Origin of the sequence: Massilia sp. LMS1-1-1.1 (assembly GCF_040815535.1) — a bacterium.
Lineage (GTDB): Bacteria > Pseudomonadota > Gammaproteobacteria > Burkholderiales > Burkholderiaceae_D > Janthinobacterium > Janthinobacterium aestuarii.
On sequence record NZ_JBFPNG010000012.1, the window covers coordinates 681,530 to 699,624 of the forward strand.

16 protein-coding genes are annotated in these 18,095 nt (G+C 64.2%); 14 read left to right on the forward strand and 2 right to left on the reverse strand.

Features of this window, described 5'->3' with window-relative positions; all coding sequences use genetic code 11:
* Positions 1–40: 40 nt before the first annotated feature.
* On the reverse strand, positions 41–2,554 hold the full coding sequence (locus tag MRBLMS1_RS13090; protein ID WP_485879669.1) for a PepSY domain-containing protein: 2,514 nt from the start codon (positions 2,552–2,554) through the stop codon (positions 41–43).
* 195 nt (positions 2,555–2,749) lie between these two features.
* On the opposite strand from MRBLMS1_RS13090, the gene MRBLMS1_RS13095 reads away from it, so the two are divergent.
* From MRBLMS1_RS13095 to MRBLMS1_RS13105, 3 genes are all read left to right on the forward strand, one after another.
* Entirely contained in the window at positions 2,750–3,850 is a 1,101-nt protein-coding gene (locus tag MRBLMS1_RS13095; RefSeq protein ID WP_139092487.1) for a branched-chain amino acid aminotransferase, read from the forward strand.
* Between the two features lie 67 nt (positions 3,851–3,917).
* Positions 3,918–4,634 (forward strand): ribonuclease T2 family protein, encoded by a 717-nt coding sequence (locus MRBLMS1_RS13100; RefSeq protein WP_485879670.1) that lies wholly within the window; start codon positions 3,918–3,920, stop codon positions 4,632–4,634.
* Between the two features lie 81 nt (positions 4,635–4,715).
* Positions 4,716–6,122 carry an MFS transporter gene (locus tag MRBLMS1_RS13105; protein ID WP_485879671.1) on the forward strand — a complete coding sequence of 469 codons (1,407 nt, stop codon included), beginning with the start codon at positions 4,716–4,718 and terminating at the stop codon, positions 6,120–6,122.
* Positions 6,123–6,126: 4 nt separating this feature from the next.
* Here the strand turns inward: MRBLMS1_RS13105 and MRBLMS1_RS13110 are convergent, their stop codons facing one another.
* Positions 6,127–7,761: an acyl-CoA synthetase gene (locus tag MRBLMS1_RS13110; RefSeq protein WP_485879672.1), complete on the reverse strand. Its 1,635-nt coding sequence runs from the start codon at positions 7,759–7,761 to the stop codon at positions 6,127–6,129.
* Positions 7,762–7,875: 114 nt separating this feature from the next.
* Here MRBLMS1_RS13110 and MRBLMS1_RS13115 point away from each other — a divergent pair, with 114 nt between their 5' ends.
* The 11 genes from MRBLMS1_RS13115 (at position 7,876) to MRBLMS1_RS13165 (ending at position 18,078) form a co-directional block, all read left to right on the forward strand.
* On the forward strand, positions 7,876–8,577 hold the full coding sequence (locus MRBLMS1_RS13115) for a Crp/Fnr family transcriptional regulator (RefSeq protein ID WP_485879673.1): 702 nt from the start codon (positions 7,876–7,878) through the stop codon (positions 8,575–8,577).
* 62 nt (positions 8,578–8,639) lie between these two features.
* Positions 8,640–9,233 carry a helix-turn-helix domain-containing protein gene (locus MRBLMS1_RS13120; RefSeq protein WP_139092492.1) on the forward strand — a complete coding sequence of 198 codons (594 nt, stop codon included), beginning with the start codon at positions 8,640–8,642 and terminating at the stop codon, positions 9,231–9,233.
* Between the two features lie 35 nt (positions 9,234–9,268).
* Positions 9,269–9,655 carry a DUF2946 domain-containing protein gene (locus MRBLMS1_RS13125; RefSeq protein ID WP_436482020.1) on the forward strand — a complete coding sequence of 129 codons (387 nt, stop codon included), beginning with the start codon at positions 9,269–9,271 and terminating at the stop codon, positions 9,653–9,655.
* Positions 9,656–9,717: 62 nt separating this feature from the next.
* Positions 9,718–10,314 carry an SCO family protein gene (locus tag MRBLMS1_RS13130; protein WP_485879674.1) on the forward strand — a complete coding sequence of 199 codons (597 nt, stop codon included), beginning with the start codon at positions 9,718–9,720 and terminating at the stop codon, positions 10,312–10,314.
* 19 nt (positions 10,315–10,333) lie between these two features.
* Positions 10,334–10,804, forward strand: coding sequence for a copper chaperone PCu(A)C (locus MRBLMS1_RS13135; RefSeq protein WP_485879675.1), 471 nt, complete (start codon positions 10,334–10,336; stop codon positions 10,802–10,804).
* Positions 10,805–10,927: 123 nt separating this feature from the next.
* Positions 10,928–11,602, forward strand: a complete 675-nt coding sequence (locus MRBLMS1_RS13140) for a TetR/AcrR family transcriptional regulator (protein ID WP_485879676.1) — start codon at positions 10,928–10,930, stop codon at positions 11,600–11,602.
* On the forward strand, positions 11,599–12,807 hold the full coding sequence (locus tag MRBLMS1_RS13145; protein ID WP_485879677.1) for a multidrug effflux MFS transporter: 1,209 nt from the start codon (positions 11,599–11,601) through the stop codon (positions 12,805–12,807). Before MRBLMS1_RS13140 ends, MRBLMS1_RS13145 begins: the two co-directional genes overlap by 4 nt.
* A 121-nt stretch (positions 12,808–12,928) precedes the next feature.
* The gene (locus MRBLMS1_RS13150) at positions 12,929–14,275 is read left to right on the forward strand and encodes a DUF3422 family protein (RefSeq protein ID WP_128139682.1); all 1,347 of its coding nucleotides are present in this window, start codon (positions 12,929–12,931) and stop codon (positions 14,273–14,275) included.
* Between the two features lie 73 nt (positions 14,276–14,348).
* Positions 14,349–15,869 carry a hypothetical protein gene (locus MRBLMS1_RS13155; RefSeq protein ID WP_485879678.1) on the forward strand — a complete coding sequence of 507 codons (1,521 nt, stop codon included), beginning with the start codon at positions 14,349–14,351 and terminating at the stop codon, positions 15,867–15,869.
* A gap of 62 nt (positions 15,870–15,931) precedes the next feature.
* A complete protein-coding gene (locus MRBLMS1_RS13160; protein WP_034757543.1) occupies positions 15,932–16,324 on the forward strand; it encodes a BlaI/MecI/CopY family transcriptional regulator in 393 nt (130 codons plus the stop codon).
* Complete coding sequence (locus MRBLMS1_RS13165) at positions 16,321–18,078, forward strand: M56 family metallopeptidase (RefSeq protein ID WP_485879679.1); 1,758 nt, start codon at positions 16,321–16,323, stop codon at positions 18,076–18,078. The genes MRBLMS1_RS13160 and MRBLMS1_RS13165 overlap by 4 nt, the downstream gene beginning before the upstream one ends.
* Positions 18,079–18,095 lie beyond the last annotated feature (17 nt).

Here is an 18,095-nt window from a genome sequence, read left to right on the forward strand (position 1 = left end):
CCCACATAGTCGGGCGGCGCGGGCGGCAGGCTGATCTAAGTCAATACACGTCGCGGCGGTAGCGTCCGGCCGCCAGCAGGGTGTCGAGGCCGTCCTGTCCCAGCACTTCTTGCAGTACAGCATCGATTCCTGACGCCATGCCTTGCAGGCTGCCGCACACGTAGACGATGGCGCCTTGCGCCAGCCACTCGCGCAGCTCGTCAGCGTTGGCGCGCAGGCGGTCCTGCACGTATTGCCGGGTTTCACCATCGCGCGAAAAGACCCTGTCCAGGCGCGCCAGGTGGCCAGCGTCTAGCCAGTCTTGCAACTCTTTGCCGCAGACGCTGTCAAAAGCTTGCTGGCGCTCGCCGAACAGCAGCCAGTTGCGGGCCAGCCCCGCCCGCTGGCGCGCGCGCAAATGCGCACGCAGGCCGGCCAGGCCGGAACCGTTGCCGATATAAATGCAGGGCACGTCGACCAGGGCGGGCGCGAAGGCGGGATTGGCTTGCAGGCGCAAGCGGATACTGGCGCTTAGCGGGGCGAAGCGCGTGAGCCAGCCGGAACAGACGCCAAATCCCTGGTTCTCAATGCCCGCATGGCGCTCCTGGCGCACCAGCAACTGCAGTTCGCCATCGGATGGCAGCGAAGCGAGCGAATAGCTGCGGGGCGCGTGGTGGGTATGGTCCGCATCGCCCTCGCTGCCATCCGCGTTGCAGGCGATGATTTCGGCCAGCGCGCCCGCTTCCCAGGTAGCGCCGGACGGGCCCGTCAAGGTGATTTCATGCAATTCTCCACCCAGGCTGCCCGGGTTGAGCAGCACGCGCCGCGCCAGGCGCCACTCGGCATACGACGCTTCTTCCTGCACGCCGATGGCGTCGATGGCGCTGCCGCTGCAGCGGGCCAGTGCTTGGGACCAGCCGGCCAGGGCAGCGGGGTCGTGCTTGTCCACTTCGATCAGCGGGAATAATGGATGGGCGCCCAGCGTTTGCAATTGCTGCGCCAGCGCATGGCCAAAGCCGCAGAAGGCGCTGTAATGGCGGTCGCCCAGGGCCAGCATGCCGAATTCCAGGCCCGCCAGCGGCGTGCCCGATGTTGCGTGCAGCAGGCGCGCGAAGCGGCGCGTGCCGTCCGGCGCCTCGCCTTCGCCAAAGGTGCTGGCGATGATCAGGGCCCGTTCGTACTGGCGCAATTGCGCGGGGTCAAACCGGTCCAGCGACTGCACGTCGACGGCGACCCCGGCCTGCTGCAGGGCGCGCGCGCTTTCCAGGGCGAGGCGCTCGGCCTGTCCCGACTGGCTGGCGTAGGCGACGAGGGTGGGCAAGCCGGTATTTTGCTTGTCCGCTGCGCCGGCGCCCAGCATGGCGCGCTGCGCCTGGACAGCTCGCTTGGCCTTGCGGCGGCCCAGGTACAGCATCCAGCCCGTGATGGCGAACAGGGGCAGGCCCAGGCTGGCCAAGGTAACGATGATGCGGCCCGGCAAGCCGAAATACGTGCCCATGTGCAGCGGATAAATGATGTTGACGAGGCGCGCACCGAGACCCTGCTGGCCGTACGGTTCGTTTTCCGTGACCGTACCGTCGGCCGGTGCAATGCTCATGCGGCTGCGCGCCCGCTCGTGCGGCGCGTCGCTGGCCAGCCACGTGAATTGCACGGCTTCGCCGGCGCGCGTGGGCAGGCGCACGCTGGCCAGGGTCCAGCCGGCGGCGTGCTGCTGGAAGCTGGTCCAGGCCAGGCTGATGTCGGCGGCGGGCTCCTTCTCCTTGCCACCACTTTTTTTCAGGGGCGCCTGTGCCATCCTTGGCGGCTTGCCGGCCCAGGCATCGATATTGTCGCGCACCACGTCATAGCTCCAGTAAATGCCCGTCAGGGTCAGCGCCACGTAGACGACCAGGCACCAGGTGCCGGCCACGGCGTGCAAATTCCACAAAAAGGAGCGGCCCTTCAGGGCGGGATCGAAGGTCAGCCATGTGCGCCAGTCCAGCGGACGGCGGGGCCAGCGCAGATACAGGCCCGACAATGCCAGGCCCAGCAGGCACAGGGCCAGCGCACCCGCCACTTGCCGGCCCGGATCGCGCGGCAGCAGCAGCCAGCGGTGCAGCGATTCCGTCCACTCGAAAAATTCCGCACCCGCCAGCGCAGGCTGGGTCGCGCCCGTGTACGGATGCACATAAATGGATACACCGCGCCGCTGGCCGTTCTTCGGCGCGAAGAACAGCCGTGGCGCCGTGCCCGCTTGCGCATACATGGCGATCGATGCCACGCGCTGGCCGTGTTCGGCAGCGGCAATGTTGCTCAGCTGGGCCGGCGTCAGCGGCGCCCGCGTTTCCACGGGCACATGGCGCACGCCGGGGTTCATGACATCGAGCAATTCATCCTTGAAGGCCAGGGTGGCGCCGCTCAGGCCAATGATCACCAGCACCGTGCCGGCCGTGATGCCGATAAACCAGTGCAATTGAAACCATACCTGCTTCCAGGTCCAGTGCCAGCGCCGTTGTTGCGGGGCCGCGCTTGGCTGGCGCACTGCGGACACGGCGTCGGTGCTGGCGCGCAGCTGGGGGAGGGAGGAAGTGGTCATGGCGGCTTTCGATAGCGCCGCCATGCAGTGCGTCAGGCATGGCGGGAAGAAGGAAGGCTGACATTTTAACGCAAACGAGAATCATTCGCAAATGATGGCAGCCTGTGCTCACGTGGCGGGGGCCATCCCCGTTTGCCTGATCAGGCACCATAGGCGCTACAATAGGAATACTGTTCACTAGTTCCCATTGCTGCCATGACCACTTCCACACCGAATCTCGTCGTCACTCCATCCGCCCACCCCTTGTCCGACGCCGAGCGCGCCGCACGCATGGTCAATCCCGCCTTTGGCCGCATCTTCACCGATCACATGGTGGTGATTCCTTACCGTGACGGCAAGTGGCAGCAGGGCGAACTGAAGGCTTACGGCCCGCTGATGCTGGACCCATCCGCTTCGTCCCTGCACTACGGCCAGGCCATCTTCGAAGGTTACAAGGCGTTTGCCCAGCCGGACGGCAGCATCAAGACTTTCCGCCCGGAACAAAACGCGGAGCGCTTCAACCGCAGCGCCGCGCGCCTGGCCATGCCGGCCATTCCTGTCGAGCTGTTCCTGGAAGCGGGCGATGCGCTGATTGCGCAAGACCGCAACTGGGTGCCGAAGAACACGGGCGAGAGCCTGTACATGCGTCCGCTGATGATCGCCACCGACCCTTACCTGGGCGTGCGCCCATCGGAAGAATACCTGTTTGTGCTGTTCGCCTCGCCGGCCGGCGCCTACTTCCCGAAAGGCGTGAAACCTGTCACCGTGTGGATCAGCGAAGACTTCGTGCGCGCCGCGCCGGGCGGCACCGGTGAAGCCAAGTGCGCGGGCAACTACGCGGCCAGCCTGATGGCCCAGTCGCAAGCGCAAGAGAAGGGCTGCGACCAGGTCGTGTGGCTGGACGCCGTGCACCGGGAATTTATCGAGGAAATGGGCGGCATGAATTTGTTCTTCGTCTACAAGGATGGCGAAAAGATCACGGTGGTGACGCCGGAACTGACGGGCACCTTGCTGCCAGGTATCACCCGCCGCAGCCTGCTGGAAATGGCGAAAGACCTCGGCTATGCCACGGAAGAGCGTAAATTGTCCGTCCAGCAATGGCGCGACGACATCGCCTCGGGCCGCATGACGGAAGTGTTCGCCTGCGGCACGGCCGCTGTCATCACGCCGGTGGGCGTGGCCAAGGCCAATGGCTTTGAAATGACCATCAACAACAATGAAAACGGCGCCGTCACCCTGGCCCTGCGCGAAGCGCTGCTGGGTCTGCAGCATGGCACGGCGGCCGATACGCATGGCTGGATGCACAAGGTCTGCTGATCAGCTTGTTTGATTGATACCGCGCCGGCACCCAGTTGCCGGCGTTTTTATATCCTGAAGGAATATGATGAAAATTCACTCTGTCCTGCCCGCGCTGGCCGCCGTTTTCCTCAGCCTGTCCGCTGGTGCCGTCCATGCGGCAGACGCCAGCTGCGCCATTCCCCGCAACGTCAGTTACTACGATTACGACGTCAAGCCGTCGGACGAGAAAAACACGTGCTACAAGCAAAGCACCAACGTGCCCACCGATTACTTCATGCTGGCGCTGTCGTGGTCGCCAGGCTTTTGCGACAGCCAGCGCCGCCGTGGCGCCGTGTCGAAAAAAGCCGCCTTCCAGTGCGCCGAGAGCAACCAGTTCGGCTGGATCGTGCATGGCTTGTGGGCGCAATCGAACAATCCCGCCACGTGCGAAGACATTTCCGTGACGCCGCCGCGCAAGACGGACATGCATCCGCGCTACTGCAAGGGCAATTTGCCGAAACTGGCGCCGTCGGAGATTCTGCCCTACATGTGCATGCAGCCGGGCGAAGCCTTGCTGCAGGGCGAATGGGAAAAGCATGGCGCCTGCGATTTCGATACGGCGAAGGAATATTTCGAGAAGGAACGCGAACTGTTCCAGGCCTTGAAGCTGCCAGACTCCACCATGCCGAAAAACGAGCTGTTCCAGTGGATGAAGCAGCACAACCCACAGCTGAAAGGCCGCTGGCTCGGCTATGAAAAGCATTCGGGCGAATTGCGCATCTGTTATTCGAAAGATTTTAAAGTGATCGACTGTCAGAAGTGATGGACCTTGCCTGCCCGGCAGAGTCCGCCCATCCATGCTAGTGTATTGCCCGGATCAGCAAGATGAACAGGTAGTGTATTTATGCAGAAGCAGCACACGCAAGCCGTCATGGTAGGCGAGGACGGCTTGCCGCCCGGCGCCCGTTTATGGGCCATGCTGGCGCTGGCCATCGGCGTGGGCATGGCCTCGCTCGATACGGCGATTGCCAACACGGCCTTGCCGGCCATCGCCAGCGAGCTGCACACGACGCCGGCCGCCTCCGTCTGGATCGTGAATGTCTATCAACTGGCCATGGTGGCGACCTTGCTGCCGTTCTCCGCACTCGGCGAAATCGCCGGCTACCGGCGCGTGTTTATCTCCGGCATGTTCCTGTTTACCTTGGCCTCGCTCGCCTGCGCACTGGCCTGGTCCTTGCCGTCGCTGGTGGTGGCGCGGCTGTTTCAAGGCGTCGGCGCCAGCGCCATGATGAGCGTCAACACGGCGCTGCTGCGCGCCCTGTATCCGAAACATTTGCTGGGCCGCGCGTTTGGCAACAATGCGCTGGTGGTAGCCGTCGCGTTCGCCATCGGGCCCACGGCCGCGTCGCTGATCCTGGCGACGGCCTCGTGGCCGTGGCTGTTCGCCATCAATGTGCCGCTGGGCGTGGCCGGTTTTTTCCTCGCCAGCCGCATGCTGCCGGCCACCAGGTTGTCTGGCCACATCCTCGATGCGCGCACGGCGCTGTACAACGTGGGCGCCTTCGGTTTGCTGATCCTGTTGTTTGGCGACGCGGCCCATCACGCGGCCCTGTCGACCTTGCTGCCGGAACTGGTGGCCGTGGCGGTCTTCTTTGTCTTGCTGCTGCGCCGCCAGGCGGGGCATGCGGCGCCCATGCTGCCGATCGACCTGTTCCGCCGTCCATTATTCCTGCTGTCGTCGCTGACGGCCATCTGCACGTTTGCCGCGCAGGGGCTGGCGTTCGTCTCGCTGCCATTCTATTTTGAAGTGACACTGGGCCGCTCGCCCGTCGAGACGGGCTTCCTGATGACGCCATGGGCCGTGCTGGTGGCCGTGATGGCGCCTGTCGCCGGGCGTCTGAGCGACCGCTATTCGCCGGGTGTGCTGGGCGGCATCGGCCTGGCGGCGCTGGCTGGCGGCTTGCTGACCCTCGTGTGGATACCGGCGCACCCGAGCGTCTTTGACATCGGCTGGCGCATGGCCTTGTGCGGCATCGGTTTCGGCTTTTTCCAGGCGCCCAATTTGAAAGCCATCATGGGCAGCGCGCCGCCCGAGCGGGCAGGCGGCGCCAGCGGCGTGGTGGCCACGTCGCGCCTGATCGGGCAAGCCACGGGCGCGGCGCTGGTCGCATACTGCTTCACCGTTTCGGCCAGCCGGGGCACGACGTATGCGCTGTGCCTGGCGGCAGGGTTCGCCGCCGTGGCCAGTATCGCCAGCTTCTCGCGCCTGGTGGTGGCGCAGCCGGCGTGGCTGAGCGGCAAGGGCAGTTAAGCGCCTAGACGTCGATGGCCTTGTCCGACTGCATGCGCTTGCGCAGTTCGAACTTCTGGATCTTGCCCGTCGACGTGCGGGGCAGGGGGCCGAAATAAATGGCTTTCGGCACCTTGAAACCGGCCAGGTTGTTCTTGCAAAAGGCGATCAATTCCGCTTCCGTCACGGTGCCACCTTCGCGCAGTTCGACGAAGGCGCACGGCGTCTCGCCCCACTTCTCGTCCGGCTGAGCGATGACGGCGGCGGCCAGCACTTGCGGGTGGTGGTACAAGGCGTCTTCCACTTCCACGCTGGAAATGTTCTCGCCACCGGAAATGATGATGTCCTTGCTGCGGTCCTTCAGCTTGATATAGCCGTCCGGATACATGACGCCGAGGTCGCCCGTGTGGAACCAGCCACCGGCGAACGCTTCCTGCGTCGCCTTTTCATTTTTCAGATAGCCCTTCATGCAGATATTGCCACGGAACATGATCTCACCGATCTGCTCGCCATCGGCCGCCACGGGCTCCATCGTTTCCGGATCAAGCACGGCGACGGCGCTTTGCAAGTGGTAGCGCACGCCCTGGCGCGATTTCAATACGGCGCGCTCTTCCTGCGACAGCGCCGCCCACTCGTCCTGCTCGGCGCAGATGGCGGCCGGGCCATACACCTCCGTCAAGCCATACGAGTGGATTAAGTCAAAGCCCATGGCTTCGATCTTTGCCACCATGGCCGCTGGCGGCGGTGCACCGGCCACCATGCCGCGCACGGTCCAGGCTATGCCGTCGCGCCAGTTGGCGGGCGCGTTGGCCAGGGCCGCATGCACGATGGGCGCGGCGCAATAGTGGGTGATGCGCAATTCGCGCATCAGGTCGAACACGAGTTTCGGTTCGAACTTGCGCAGGCACACGTTCACGCCGGCGCGCGCGGCGATCGTCCACGGGAAGCACCAGCCATTGCAGTGGAACATCGGCAAGGTCCATAGATACACGGCGTGCTTGGGCATGTCCCATTCCAGGATGTTCGATAGCGCGTTGAGGGCCGCGCCGCGGTGGTGGTAGACGACGCCTTTCGGATCGCCCGTGGTGCCGGACGTGTAGTTCAATGCAATGGCGTCCCACTCGTCCGCCGGCGGCTGCCAGTCGTAATCGGGGTCGCCGCTGGCCAGCAAGCTTTCATAGTCGAGGTCTGCAAATGGTTCCACTTCAGGTCCCAGCACGTCGTTGACCTGGATCACGCGCAAGCCGGGAATCTGCGCCGCCATCTGGCGCGCCAGTTCGGCAAATTCCGTGTCGGCCAGCAAGACTTTCGCCTGGCCATGGCGCAGCATAAAGGTCAATGAGGCCAGGTCGAGGCGGATATTCAAGGCATTGAGGACGGCGCCAGCCATGGGGACGCCAAAGCTCGCTTCCACCATGGCGGGCGTGTTCGGCAACATCACGGCCACCGTATCGCCCGTGCCCACGCCCAGCTTGATGAGACCGGAGGCGAGGCGGCGCGTGCGCGCATACGTCTCGCGCCACGTCTGGCGCAGGCTGCCATGTGCAATTGCCAGGCGATTGCCATATACTGCGGCTGCCCTGGCGATATAGTCGAGCGGGGTGAGGGCGGCGTAGTTGGCGCTGTTTTTGCCGAGGCCGGTGTTGAAATCAGCTGTCATGCTTGTCTCCTGGTAAAAGAATCTTGTAGCTCCCTGTTTCGGGATTGATACCGGTTAGCATAGCACCGGTGCTGGAAAATCACTGTCATCTTAGTGACAGGTCTGAAGGATGGAATGGATAGCAACGATAGTGTAGAACGTGCGATGCCGGAACTCGACAGCCACGACTGGTTCGCGGCCCTTGATCCCCGGCATCAGACCCTGTTGCGTGCCGGCAGCGTGCTCCGGCATTACGAGGCGGGCGCCGTCATCACGCGGCGCGGCGAACCGTCCGCGCACTGGATCGGCGTGCACACGGGCTTGATCAAGCTGGCCGTCTACAACGCCGATGGGCGCGGCGCCACCTTTTCCGGCGTGCCGGCCGGCGGCTGGTGCGGCGAGGGCAGCGTGCTCAAGCGCGAACTGCGCCGCTACGACGTGGTGGCCGTGCGGGCTGCGGACATCCTCCTCGTGCCGGTGGACCTGTTTCATCTGCTGCTGGCCGAGAGCCTCTCCTTTAACGCCTTCGTCATCCGCCAGCTGAACGAACGCATGGGGCAATTCATCGCCACCATCCAGAACCAGCGCCTGCTGGCCGTCGATGCGCAAGTGGCGCAAGCCATCGCGCAGCTGTTCCACCCCATGCTATATCCGCGCACCTCCAGCGTGCTTGAGCTGTCACAGGAAGAAATCGGCTTGCTGACCGGCATTTCCCGCCAGCGCGTGAACCAGGCGCTGGGCCATCTGGCCGAATTGAAACTCATCAGTATTGCCTACCAGTCGATCCGCGTCGTCGACCTCGACGGCTTGCGCCGTTATGGCGTAGCGTCGCTGTGATGACAGACCGGCCGCGCGATGTGTGGCATCCTGGCGGCTCGTTCACCATATTGACCTGACGCATGGCCCTCGTTTCCGATCATCCCTTGCACTTGCTGGGCTTGCGCTTTCCGCTCCGGCTGCGCGTCACCGTGCGCCAGGGTTTTGTGACCTTGCATAATGAAATCACCACCAAGAAACTGGCCAGCGGCGACAGTTTCGTCGTGCCCGCCTTCTTGCGCTTCGCCTGCGACGTGATGCCGGGGCGGGGCAAGCCTGCCGTGTTCACCCTGGCGCTGGAAGACGATGAGCCTGATGGCGGCCACGGCGGCGGCAAGCGCTGGAGCCAGGCGCTTGCCCAGCATATCTTTGATACGCCGCAAGGCAAATGGACGGCGGCGCGCCTGGCCACCCTGTGGCAAGTGACGCCGCACAAGGCCAGGGCGCGCCTGTTTGCCGAGGGCGAGGCATTGCTCAGCCTGGTGCGCGAGCAGCGCCTCGCGCACGCGCTGCACACGGCGGCGCAAGCGGGCGCCGATGGCGAAGATGGCGAGCGCGACCTGGCACAAGTGGCGGCCGGCTCCGGTTTTGCCTCGATCCCCGCGTTTTGCGACGCCTGCGTGGATGTGGCCGGGGTGCGCCCCAGCCTGTTCCTGCGCGGCCAGGCGCCCGGATAGCCAGACTCCGTTATAATCGGGCCATGGGATATTTATTGAAGCGCAAACAGTGGCACATGTGGTTCGCCTGCCTGGCGATACTGCTCAATGCGCTGTCGCCGTCCCTGTCATATGCGTTTGCCTCGCAGCATGCGAACGCGAACAACGCCGCCGTCGACATCTGCTCGGCCAGCGGCGCCGTCTATACGCAGGCCGATCTGGCGCCTGCCGCCACATCCACCACCGGTTCCGTGCTGCACCACATCGAGCATTGCCCGTTCTGCATCAGCCATGCGGGCAGCGTGGGCCTGCCGCCGCCGTCTTCATCGCCGCTGCCCGTCATCACGGGCCACGACGACTATCCGCCCTTGTTTTACCAGGCGCCGCGAGCCCCGTTCGCGTGGCTGGCCGCCAGCCCCCGCGGTCCGCCTTCGGCTGCCTGAACACACCAGTCACGCCTTCCCCGTCTTACCTGTCTCCACTACGCCCCTCGGGCCAGAATGCCATGAAACGTCGTCTTTTCCTTCTCGCCGGCACGGCGGGATTGCTCACGCTTGCCGCTTGCGAACAAGCGCCGAAACCCCATTACAACGGCCTCGACTTGACGGGAGGCGATTACAAGCCCGACTTCAAATTGAGCGGCCCCGACGGCAAGGTGTATACCCTGGCCGACTTCAAGGGCAGGTATGTGATGGTCTTCTTTGGCTTCACGCAATGTCCGGACGTGTGCCCGACAGCCCTGTCGCGCGCGCTGGAAATCCGCCAGAAGCTGGGGCCGGACGCCGATAAGCTGCAAGTGATCTTCATCAGCATCGACCCCGAGCGCGATATACCAGAGTTGCTGGGAGAGTACATGCGCGCCTTCGACCCCAGCTTCCTCGGATTGCGCACGGACCCGCAGGCGACGGCGCAGACGGCCTTCAATTACAAGGTCTTCTACCGCCGCGTGCCCAGCGGCAGCTCGTACACGATGGACCACACGGCCATCAGCTATGTGCTCGACACCGAGGGGCGCATGCGCCTGGGCTTGAAGCACCAGTTGACGGGCGACGAGTGCGTGCAGGACATCAAGACCCTGATGAAATCGAAATACACCTTATAACCATTGCGAGGAAATAATCATGACCCATCTGAAAACCCTGCTGGCCACGGCCCTGGCCGTGCTGTCCTTCTCCGCCGCTGCCCAGACTTCCGTGCAGATCACCGACCCGTGGGTGCGCGCCACCGTGCCGCAGCAAAAAGCCACGGGCGCCTTCATGCAGATCACGGCGCCAAAAGCCATGCGTTTGCTGGAAGTGCGCTCGCCCGTGGCCGGCGTGGCGGAAATCCATGAAATGAGCATGGCGGACAATATGATGCGCATGCGCCAGGTCAAGGAAATCGCCTTGCCAGCCGGAAAGGCCGTCGAACTGAAGCCGGGCGGCTACCACGTCATGTTGCTGGACCTGAAAGGGCAGGTGAAGGCGGGCGACAAGATTCCGCTGACCCTCGTCGTCGAAGGCGAGGACAAGCGCCGTGAAACCATCGAAGTCCATGCCATGGCCCGTCCGCTGGGCGCGACTTCGGCTCCGATGCCGGCGATGAAGCACTAAGCTTTTCCGCTACCCCCTTGAAAGCCCGGTTCGCCGGGCTTTTTTGCGCCCGCCTGAAAGTTAAACGACTGTTTGATATAATTTCGCACAATATTAAACAGATGTTTAAACGATGGGGATGGCATGAGGCAAGACAAGGGAAATGAAAGAGAAAGCGAACCGGCGCGCACGCGCATCCTGCAGGCGGCCGTCCAGCTGTTTGCCGATGAGGGCTACAAGCTCGCGTCCGTGCGCAGGATCTGCGAGGCGGCCCACGTCAACGTGGCGATGGTTAATTATTACTTTCATGGCAAGGAAGAGCTGTATCTGGCCGCCTTCGACCATGCGCGCGCGCTGGCGCGTGCCTCGGCCGCTGCCGCGCCGGATGCGGGCCCAGCGGTGGCCGTGACGCCCGTGGAGCAGTTGCGCCTGGCGATAGAAGCGATGGTATGCGACATGCTGCGCCCGGGCGCGGCTTCGCTGTTCAGCCGCCTGGTGGCGCGCGAACTGATCGAGCCGACGGCCGCCATCCACCTGCTGGCCGAACGCGATGTGCGCGCGCATCATGCGCTGTTTACTGGCTTGATCCGTGGCGTGGTGGGGGAGGCCTTGCCGGACGACGTGGTGCAGAAATGCGTGTTCAGCGTGATCGGCCAGGCCGTGTTCTATGCCCGTTCGCGCATCGTGCATGAGCTGGTGGCGCCCGAGATCACCTATTACGAGGCGGGCACCGCCAGCATCGCGCGGCATGTCGCCGCGTTTTCGCTGGCGGCCCTCGACGGCTTGTGCCGCCAATATGCTGCGCAGGCGGACGCATGAAGACGAGAAACCTGACCCTCGTGCTGGCCGGGCTGGCCATGCTGGGCCCGTTCGCCACCGATACCTTCTTGCCATCGTTCCCCGCGATCGGCACGCATTTCGACGTCAGCAGCGTCCTGGTGCAGCAGACCCTGAGCGTCTACCTGGCCGCCTATGCCTTCATGACCTTGTTCTACGGCACCTTGTCCGACTCGTTTGGCCGCCGTCCCGTGATCCTCGCTTCCCTGCTGATCTTTGCGGCCGGCTCCATCGGCGCCGCGTTCGCGCCCAGCTTTGGCTGGCTGCTGTTCTTCCGCGGCATGCAGGGCGCCTCGGCGGGGGCGGGCAGGGTGATCGGCCAAGCCATCGTGCGCGACAGCCTGTCGGGCGCTGCCGCGCAAAAGATGCTGGCCAATATCATGATGGTGTTCGGCATCGCGCCCGCCATCGCCCCCATCATCGGCGGCTGGCTGCATGTGGCCTACGGCTGGCAATCGACGTTCGTGTTCACCTTTTCCGTCACGGTGCTGCTGTTGCTGGCCTGCCTGAAAGGCTTGCCGGAAAGTTTGGCCGTCGAACAGCGCCAGCCTTTTCATCCGGGCAACATCGCGCGCAATTACTGGCTGGCCTTGCGCCACCGGGCTTTCCTCTTGCGTTCGCTGGCCGTCGCCTTCGCCTTTGGCGGCTTCGCCCTGTACATCGCGTCGGCACCGCATTTTATTTTGGAACTGCTGCGCCTGCCGGAAACGGCGTTCGGCTGGATGTTCATCCCCATGGTGGCGGGCCTGGTGGGCGGCTCGGCGCTGTCGGGCAAGCTGGCCCACGCGGTGAAAAGCACCGTGCTGGTGCGCTGGGGCTTGCTGGCCATGGCGGCCACGGGCGCGCTCAATATTGCTTACAACCACTGGTTCGCGGCCAGCATCCCGTTCGCCGTCGTGCCCGTGATGCTGTACGCGTTCGGCATGTCGCTGGCCTTGCCGGGCATGACCATGTCGACGCTCGACATATTTCCGCAGATGCGGGGCCTGGCCGCCTCCTTGCAAAACTTCGTGCAAATGCTGGTGTTTGCGCTGGTGTCCGGTTTTGTCGCACCATTGCTGTTCGACAGCGCATTCAAGCTGGCGCTGGGGCAAGCCTCGGCCGTGGCGCTGGCCGCGTTTTTCTGGTGGCTGGGCACGCGCCAGAACGCGGCGCACGGTGCGACTGGGGTTGCCAAAGCGGCATGATCGGGGTTTGAAAAGGTAGGCATGCTTCCTGCTTTGTTACACTGTGACAATCAGACTCCTGCTGCGGCAGCGCAGCACCCGCGTGGGTCTAAGCAGTTTTGCAACTTTACCTTTGGCTATCATGCACTTGATTAACTCCAGTTTGAACCACGCCTTGCGCGTGCCGCTGGCTGCGGAAATCCACTCGCGGCCGTTTTTGCAGCTCGACGCCCCCGAGCTGATCACCCATCTGGCCGTGTATAAAGATGACAGCGCGGCGCCCGGTGCGTCGAATATGGCGGCTCAGCACGCCACCCTGGCGGCCCTGTGCACGCATTTTGGCGTCACGCCGCCCGCTGCCGAAGCCAAGTACTTCTATTACGACTTTGGCCGCTTCCGCCTGAAATGGGAATGCCACACGGAATTTGCCACGTTTACCTTTGCCGAGCATCCTGGTGCCGCCTTGCCCCTGGAACAGGCGTTCGAGCGCATGCCCCTGGAGCAATTGCCGCAGCAGTGGCTGGTGGGCTTGAAGGGCAAGCTGATGGTGGCGGCCCACGTGGTGCTGGAGCAGGCGACAGAGCCGGCCGAGATCTTCATGCAGGGCTTGTCGCGCGTGTTCGAGGGCAATACCCTGGCCGGCAGCAAAGTGCTGCAGGGCGGCGAATTGTGGACGGATTTCACGATCCAGTCGGACGGCTTCAGCCGTTTCGTCATCCGCGACGCGGGCATGCGCTCGCAGCAGTCGGGCCGTTTGGTGCAGCGCGTGCTGGAAATCGAAACCTACCGCATGATGGCCTTGCTGGGCTTGCCCTACGCCATGCAGGCCGCGCCATCGCTGAACGCCATCGAAAATGAGCTGGCCACCCTGGCCGCCGCCATGGTCGACACGGACGACGCACCGGGCCTGGCCAAGACGGACGACGGTGTCTCCGAGCAAGGCTTGCTCGACCGCATCACGCGCCTCGCCGCCCGCATTGAAAAGCTGTCACTCGATAATAGCTACCGTTTTTCCGCGTCGAAAGCCTACATGGGCCTCGTCAAGGCGCGCATCGACGAGTTGCGCGAAGTGCGTATCGAAGGCATCCCGACGGTCGAGGAATTCATGGACCGCCGCCTGACACCGGCGATGAACACGTGCGAAGCGATGGCCAGCCGCCAGGAAGCGATGGCGCAGCGCATTGCCAACACGAATGACTTGCTGCGCACGCGCGTGGGCATCGTGCAGGAATTGCAGAACCGGCAAATCCTGCAATCGATGAACGCGCGCGCCGCGCAGCAGCTGCGCTTGCAGCAAGCCGTGGAAGGCCTGTCGGTTGCCGCCATTTCCTATTACGTGATCGGCCTGTTCAGCTATACGGGCAAGGCGGCCAAGGTGATGGGACTGCCCGTGAATCCGGAAATCCTCGTCGGCGCCCTGGTGCCGTTCGTGGCGGCCGCCGTCTGGCTGGGCCTGCGCCGCATGCACCACAAGCTGCACGCGGACTGAACAGGACGACGCTGCGCTGTCATATTTGCTATCTTTCAACATTCGACCGTCAGGTGTTTTGAAAGGAAGTTGCGTGCTACCGAATGTTGGCGATGTTTACAGTGTGTTTTCGTCCGAGCTGCAGCAGTATGTGGCTTGCCAGGTCACTCGCATCAAGGATGCGTCCTCGTCTCGGCCCGTAGCTGCCGTGCTGGAGCTGGACTGGACCGGCGACGCCTTGCCCGATGCGTCGGCCGTGCAAGCCATGCGGCCGCTGCTGTGCGATTATTTCTTCTGGAATAATCGCCACGACCACTGCTATGCCACGGCAAACGTGCCGCCTGGCCATACCCTCGTGGGCAATATCGCGCCGCTGGTCGATGTGGAAGTCAACAGCTACCGCAGCGGCTGGAACGTGGGCGACAGCGTGCTGCGCCAGCGCAACTGGGAGCGCATCGACCCGTTGCGGCGCCAGCAATTCAAGGCTGCATCGGACGAGCGTGAAGTGACGATCGGCGGCCAGGTCTTGCGGCAGGACGCGACGAAAATCGATGACAGCATCTTGCAGGCGCTGGACGACATGTCCGAGCTGGAGCAACTGCCTTGCCTGATGTCGATCGAGACCGCCGATGGCTCGCAAGCCTTGATGGAGTTTATCCAAGGCAACCCCTTCATCAATGAGCTGCACTGGCAGTCATCGACGGTGCATGCGCTCGATTTCAGCGGCAGTGGCTTGAACCGGCTGATCCTGCAGCCCGATGGCGTTACCAGCCTGGTCTTGAACAAAGGCTTGAGCCTGCTCGCGTTGCGCGGCGCGCCATCGCCGGCGCTACGCATCGACGATGGCGCCGATGGCCGCCATCTGACACTGCAGTGCACGCAGACGCTGGCGCCATTCCACGGTCTCGGCCAGCTGGGCGGCCTGTCGCTGGTCAGCATGAAGGAAGTCGACCTGGCGCAAGTGGCGCAGCGCTTTCCCCATCTGACGGCCTTGCGCATCTGGGGCAAGCCGGGGCTGGCGTCGCAGATAGCCAGCCTGGCGCAGCTGAGCCAGCTGCAGATGTTCACCGCCTATGACCTGTTCGGTTACACAGCGGAGGAGTTTCCATCGGCCACGCAATTGCCGCAGCTGTCGGCCTTGTGGCTGACCAGCTTGCCGGCCGATGTGGCCAAGGCCATCAAGACCGGCTACAAGAGGGCGGCGGCGCTGGGACTGGACTTGTCGGTGACCAAGGCGCGCAAGCCGGAATGGCTGGCGGACAACCTGCTCAACCCGTTTCGCGACTGGGATGGCCGCGAACATATCTCTCCTGCGTATGCAAAAAAGGCGGCGCTGGCCTACAAGAACATGCTGGCCGTGACGCGCGGCATCGATGCCGCCATGGACGTGACGGTGGCCGCCACCGCGCTGGAGGCGATGGTCGCCGCCTATGTCGATGCATTCAACAAGATCGAGCGGCGGGCCAGCATCATCGAAACGGTTGAGCGCGAGGAAATCTACGCGGTGCTGGCGGAACTGCTGGCGCAGCTGCGGCAGCAATTGGGCGGGCAGGGGGCGGCGCTCGTCGATGAGGCGGCCTTGCTGGAGCTGTTCGACCGCTTGCGCGAATTTTAGTTTTTTCACGAACTAGAAAAAAAGTTCTAGACATAGAGTTCTAGAATCGGTATTCTGGCTGCATGTTAAAAAATACCTCCACTCCCCATCCCACTGCCGCCGAACTGGACCTGCTGCGCATCCTGTGGCAGCGCGGTCCGTCCGACGCCCGCGCCGTGTATGACGCCCTGGCCGCCGAGCGTGCCGACGCCAGTTACGCCACCGTGCTGCGCCAGTTGCAACTGATGCATGGCAAGGGCTTGCTGAGCCGCGATGAAAGCCAGCGTCCGCAACTGTATGCGGCCGTCGAAGCGCAGGAAAAGTTGCAGACCAGCTTGCTCAAGGACTTGATCGGCAAGGTGTTTTCCGGTTCCGGCAAGGCGCTCGTGCTGACGGCGCTGCGCGAGCACGTGAGCGACGCGGAACGCCTGGAAATCGAAAAAATCCTGCGCAGCAAGGACGGCGGCGCGCCATGAGCCTGGACATGGGCTTGGGCATTGAGTTGGGCAAGCTTGTCCCTGCGCTGGGCTGGGTCTTGCTGTATTTTGTCTGGCAGGGCGTGATCGTCGGCGCCGTGTCCGCCGTCCTGCTCTGGCTGCTGCGTCACGCCAGCGCCCGCTGGCGCTATGCCGTGTGCGCGCTGGCGCTGCTGCTGTGCCTGTGTATTCCCTCGCTCCACCTGTTGTCTCTGCTGTCGGGCACATCACTGGCCCAGCTGCCGGTGGCCGCGCCGCCCGCCTGGCGCGCCGCGCTGCAAGCGTGGATGCCGGCCCTGGTGCTGGCCTGGAGCGCCGGCGTTGGCTTGATGAGCTTGCGCCTGTGCCTGGGCCTGGCCTGGGTCGGCAAGCTGCGCCGCCAGGCCGTAGCCGCCCCGGCCGTCTGGCAGGCGCGCCTCGATGCGCTGGCGCAGCGCATGGGCTTGCACCGGCTGCCGCCGCTGAAGCTGCATGCGGGCTTGTCCAGCCCCGTCACCGTAGGCTTCTGGCGCCCCGTCATCCTGCTGCCGGCCGCCTTGCTGAGCGGCATGCCCGTCGCCTTGCTCGAAGCGCTGCTGGCGCATGAACTGGCCCACGTGCGGCGCTGGGATTACCTGGTCAACTTGCTGCAAAGCGTGGCCGAGGCGCTGCTGTTCTTTCACCCCGTCGTGTGGTGGCTGTCGGCGCGCATGCGGGCCGAGCGCGAACAGGTGGCCGACGCCCTGGCTGCGCAAGCACTGCAGGATCCGCAGCGGCTGGCCACGGCGCTGCATGCGCTGTCCTTGCGCACTGCCGCGCCGCAGCATGAAGGCTTGCTGATGTCGGCCCGGGGCGGGGCGTTGCTCACGCGCATAGAACGCTTGATGGCGCCCGGCCTTGATACCGGCAGCTGGAAGATGGCCGTGCCCGCCTTGCTGCTGGCCTGCGCCACCTTGCTGCTGCAGACGCAGGGCAAGCCCGAAGTCAGCGGGGCGACCCTGGCCGAAGCCGCCGCCGGCATGCTGGACTTGCCCGTCAGCGCCAAACACATGCTGGTGTTTGATGACGCCAGCGGCAAGGTATTGATGGCGAAAGACGCGGACGCCGTCGTGCCCATCGCCTCGATCACCAAGCTGATGACGGCCATGGTGGTGCTCGACGCGGGGCAAGATAGGGATGAGCAGGTGCGCATCGTGCGCGCTGATGGTGGTGCGTCCTTGCAACGCCGCAGCCTGCTGGCCGATGGCGTTGCCGTGTCGCGCGGCGCGCTGTTGCAACTGGCGCTGCTGCCGTCCGAAAACCGCGCCGCCGCCGCGCTGGCGCGCACTTATCCTGGCGGCAGCGCGGCTTTTAATGACGCCTTGCAAGCGAAGATCCGCAGCCTGGGCTTGCGCCATACCACCTTGCTGGACCCCGTCGGCAGTTCGCCCGCGAATAAGTCCACGGCCAGCGAGGTGGCGAAGATCGTCGCGGCCGCCGCACGCTATCCGGACATCGCGCGCATCACCAGCCACCCGCAAGCGAGCGTGGCCGTCAATGGCAAGGTTCGCACCTTGCACAACACCAACCCGCTGGTCGGTGGCAAGGGCTGGGACATTGTGCTGTCGAAGACGGGCAGCAGCAGCGAGGCGGGCAGCTGCCTGAGCATGCGCATGCGCAGCGGCGGCAAGCACGTCACCGTCGTGCTGCTGGACGCCGACGGTGCGCAGCGGCGCTCGCTCGACGCGGGACACATCCGCGACACCCTGGCCGACAGGACCGGCCGCATGCATTGATACCCCCCCCGGGCGCG

Bases quoted from the DNA above. Each gene is read 5' to 3' on its own strand.
- MRBLMS1_RS13090 (WP_485879669.1), bottom strand. From the start codon at position 2,554: ATGACCACTTCCTCCCTCCCCCAGCTGCGCGCCAGCACCGACGCCGTG.
- MRBLMS1_RS13095 (WP_139092487.1), top strand. From the start codon at position 2,750: ATGACCACTTCCACACCGAATCTCGTCGTCACTCCATCCGCCCACCCC.
- MRBLMS1_RS13100 (WP_485879670.1), top strand. From the start codon at position 3,918: ATGAAAATTCACTCTGTCCTGCCCGCGCTGGCCGCCGTTTTCCTCAGC.
- MRBLMS1_RS13105 (WP_485879671.1), top strand. From the start codon at position 4,716: ATGCAGAAGCAGCACACGCAAGCCGTCATGGTAGGCGAGGACGGCTTG.
- MRBLMS1_RS13110 (WP_485879672.1), bottom strand. From the start codon at position 7,761: ATGACAGCTGATTTCAACACCGGCCTCGGCAAAAACAGCGCCAACTAC.
- MRBLMS1_RS13115 (WP_485879673.1), top strand. From the start codon at position 7,876: ATGGATAGCAACGATAGTGTAGAACGTGCGATGCCGGAACTCGACAGC.
- MRBLMS1_RS13120 (WP_139092492.1), top strand. From the start codon at position 8,640: ATGGCCCTCGTTTCCGATCATCCCTTGCACTTGCTGGGCTTGCGCTTT.
- MRBLMS1_RS13130 (WP_485879674.1), top strand. From the start codon at position 9,718: ATGAAACGTCGTCTTTTCCTTCTCGCCGGCACGGCGGGATTGCTCACG.
- MRBLMS1_RS13135 (WP_485879675.1), top strand. From the start codon at position 10,334: ATGACCCATCTGAAAACCCTGCTGGCCACGGCCCTGGCCGTGCTGTCC.
- MRBLMS1_RS13140 (WP_485879676.1), top strand. From the start codon at position 10,928: ATGAGGCAAGACAAGGGAAATGAAAGAGAAAGCGAACCGGCGCGCACG.
- MRBLMS1_RS13145 (WP_485879677.1), top strand. From the start codon at position 11,599: ATGAAGACGAGAAACCTGACCCTCGTGCTGGCCGGGCTGGCCATGCTG.
- MRBLMS1_RS13150 (WP_128139682.1), top strand. From the start codon at position 12,929: ATGCACTTGATTAACTCCAGTTTGAACCACGCCTTGCGCGTGCCGCTG.
- MRBLMS1_RS13160 (WP_034757543.1), top strand. From the start codon at position 15,932: ATGTTAAAAAATACCTCCACTCCCCATCCCACTGCCGCCGAACTGGAC.
- MRBLMS1_RS13165 (WP_485879679.1), top strand. From the start codon at position 16,321: ATGAGCCTGGACATGGGCTTGGGCATTGAGTTGGGCAAGCTTGTCCCT.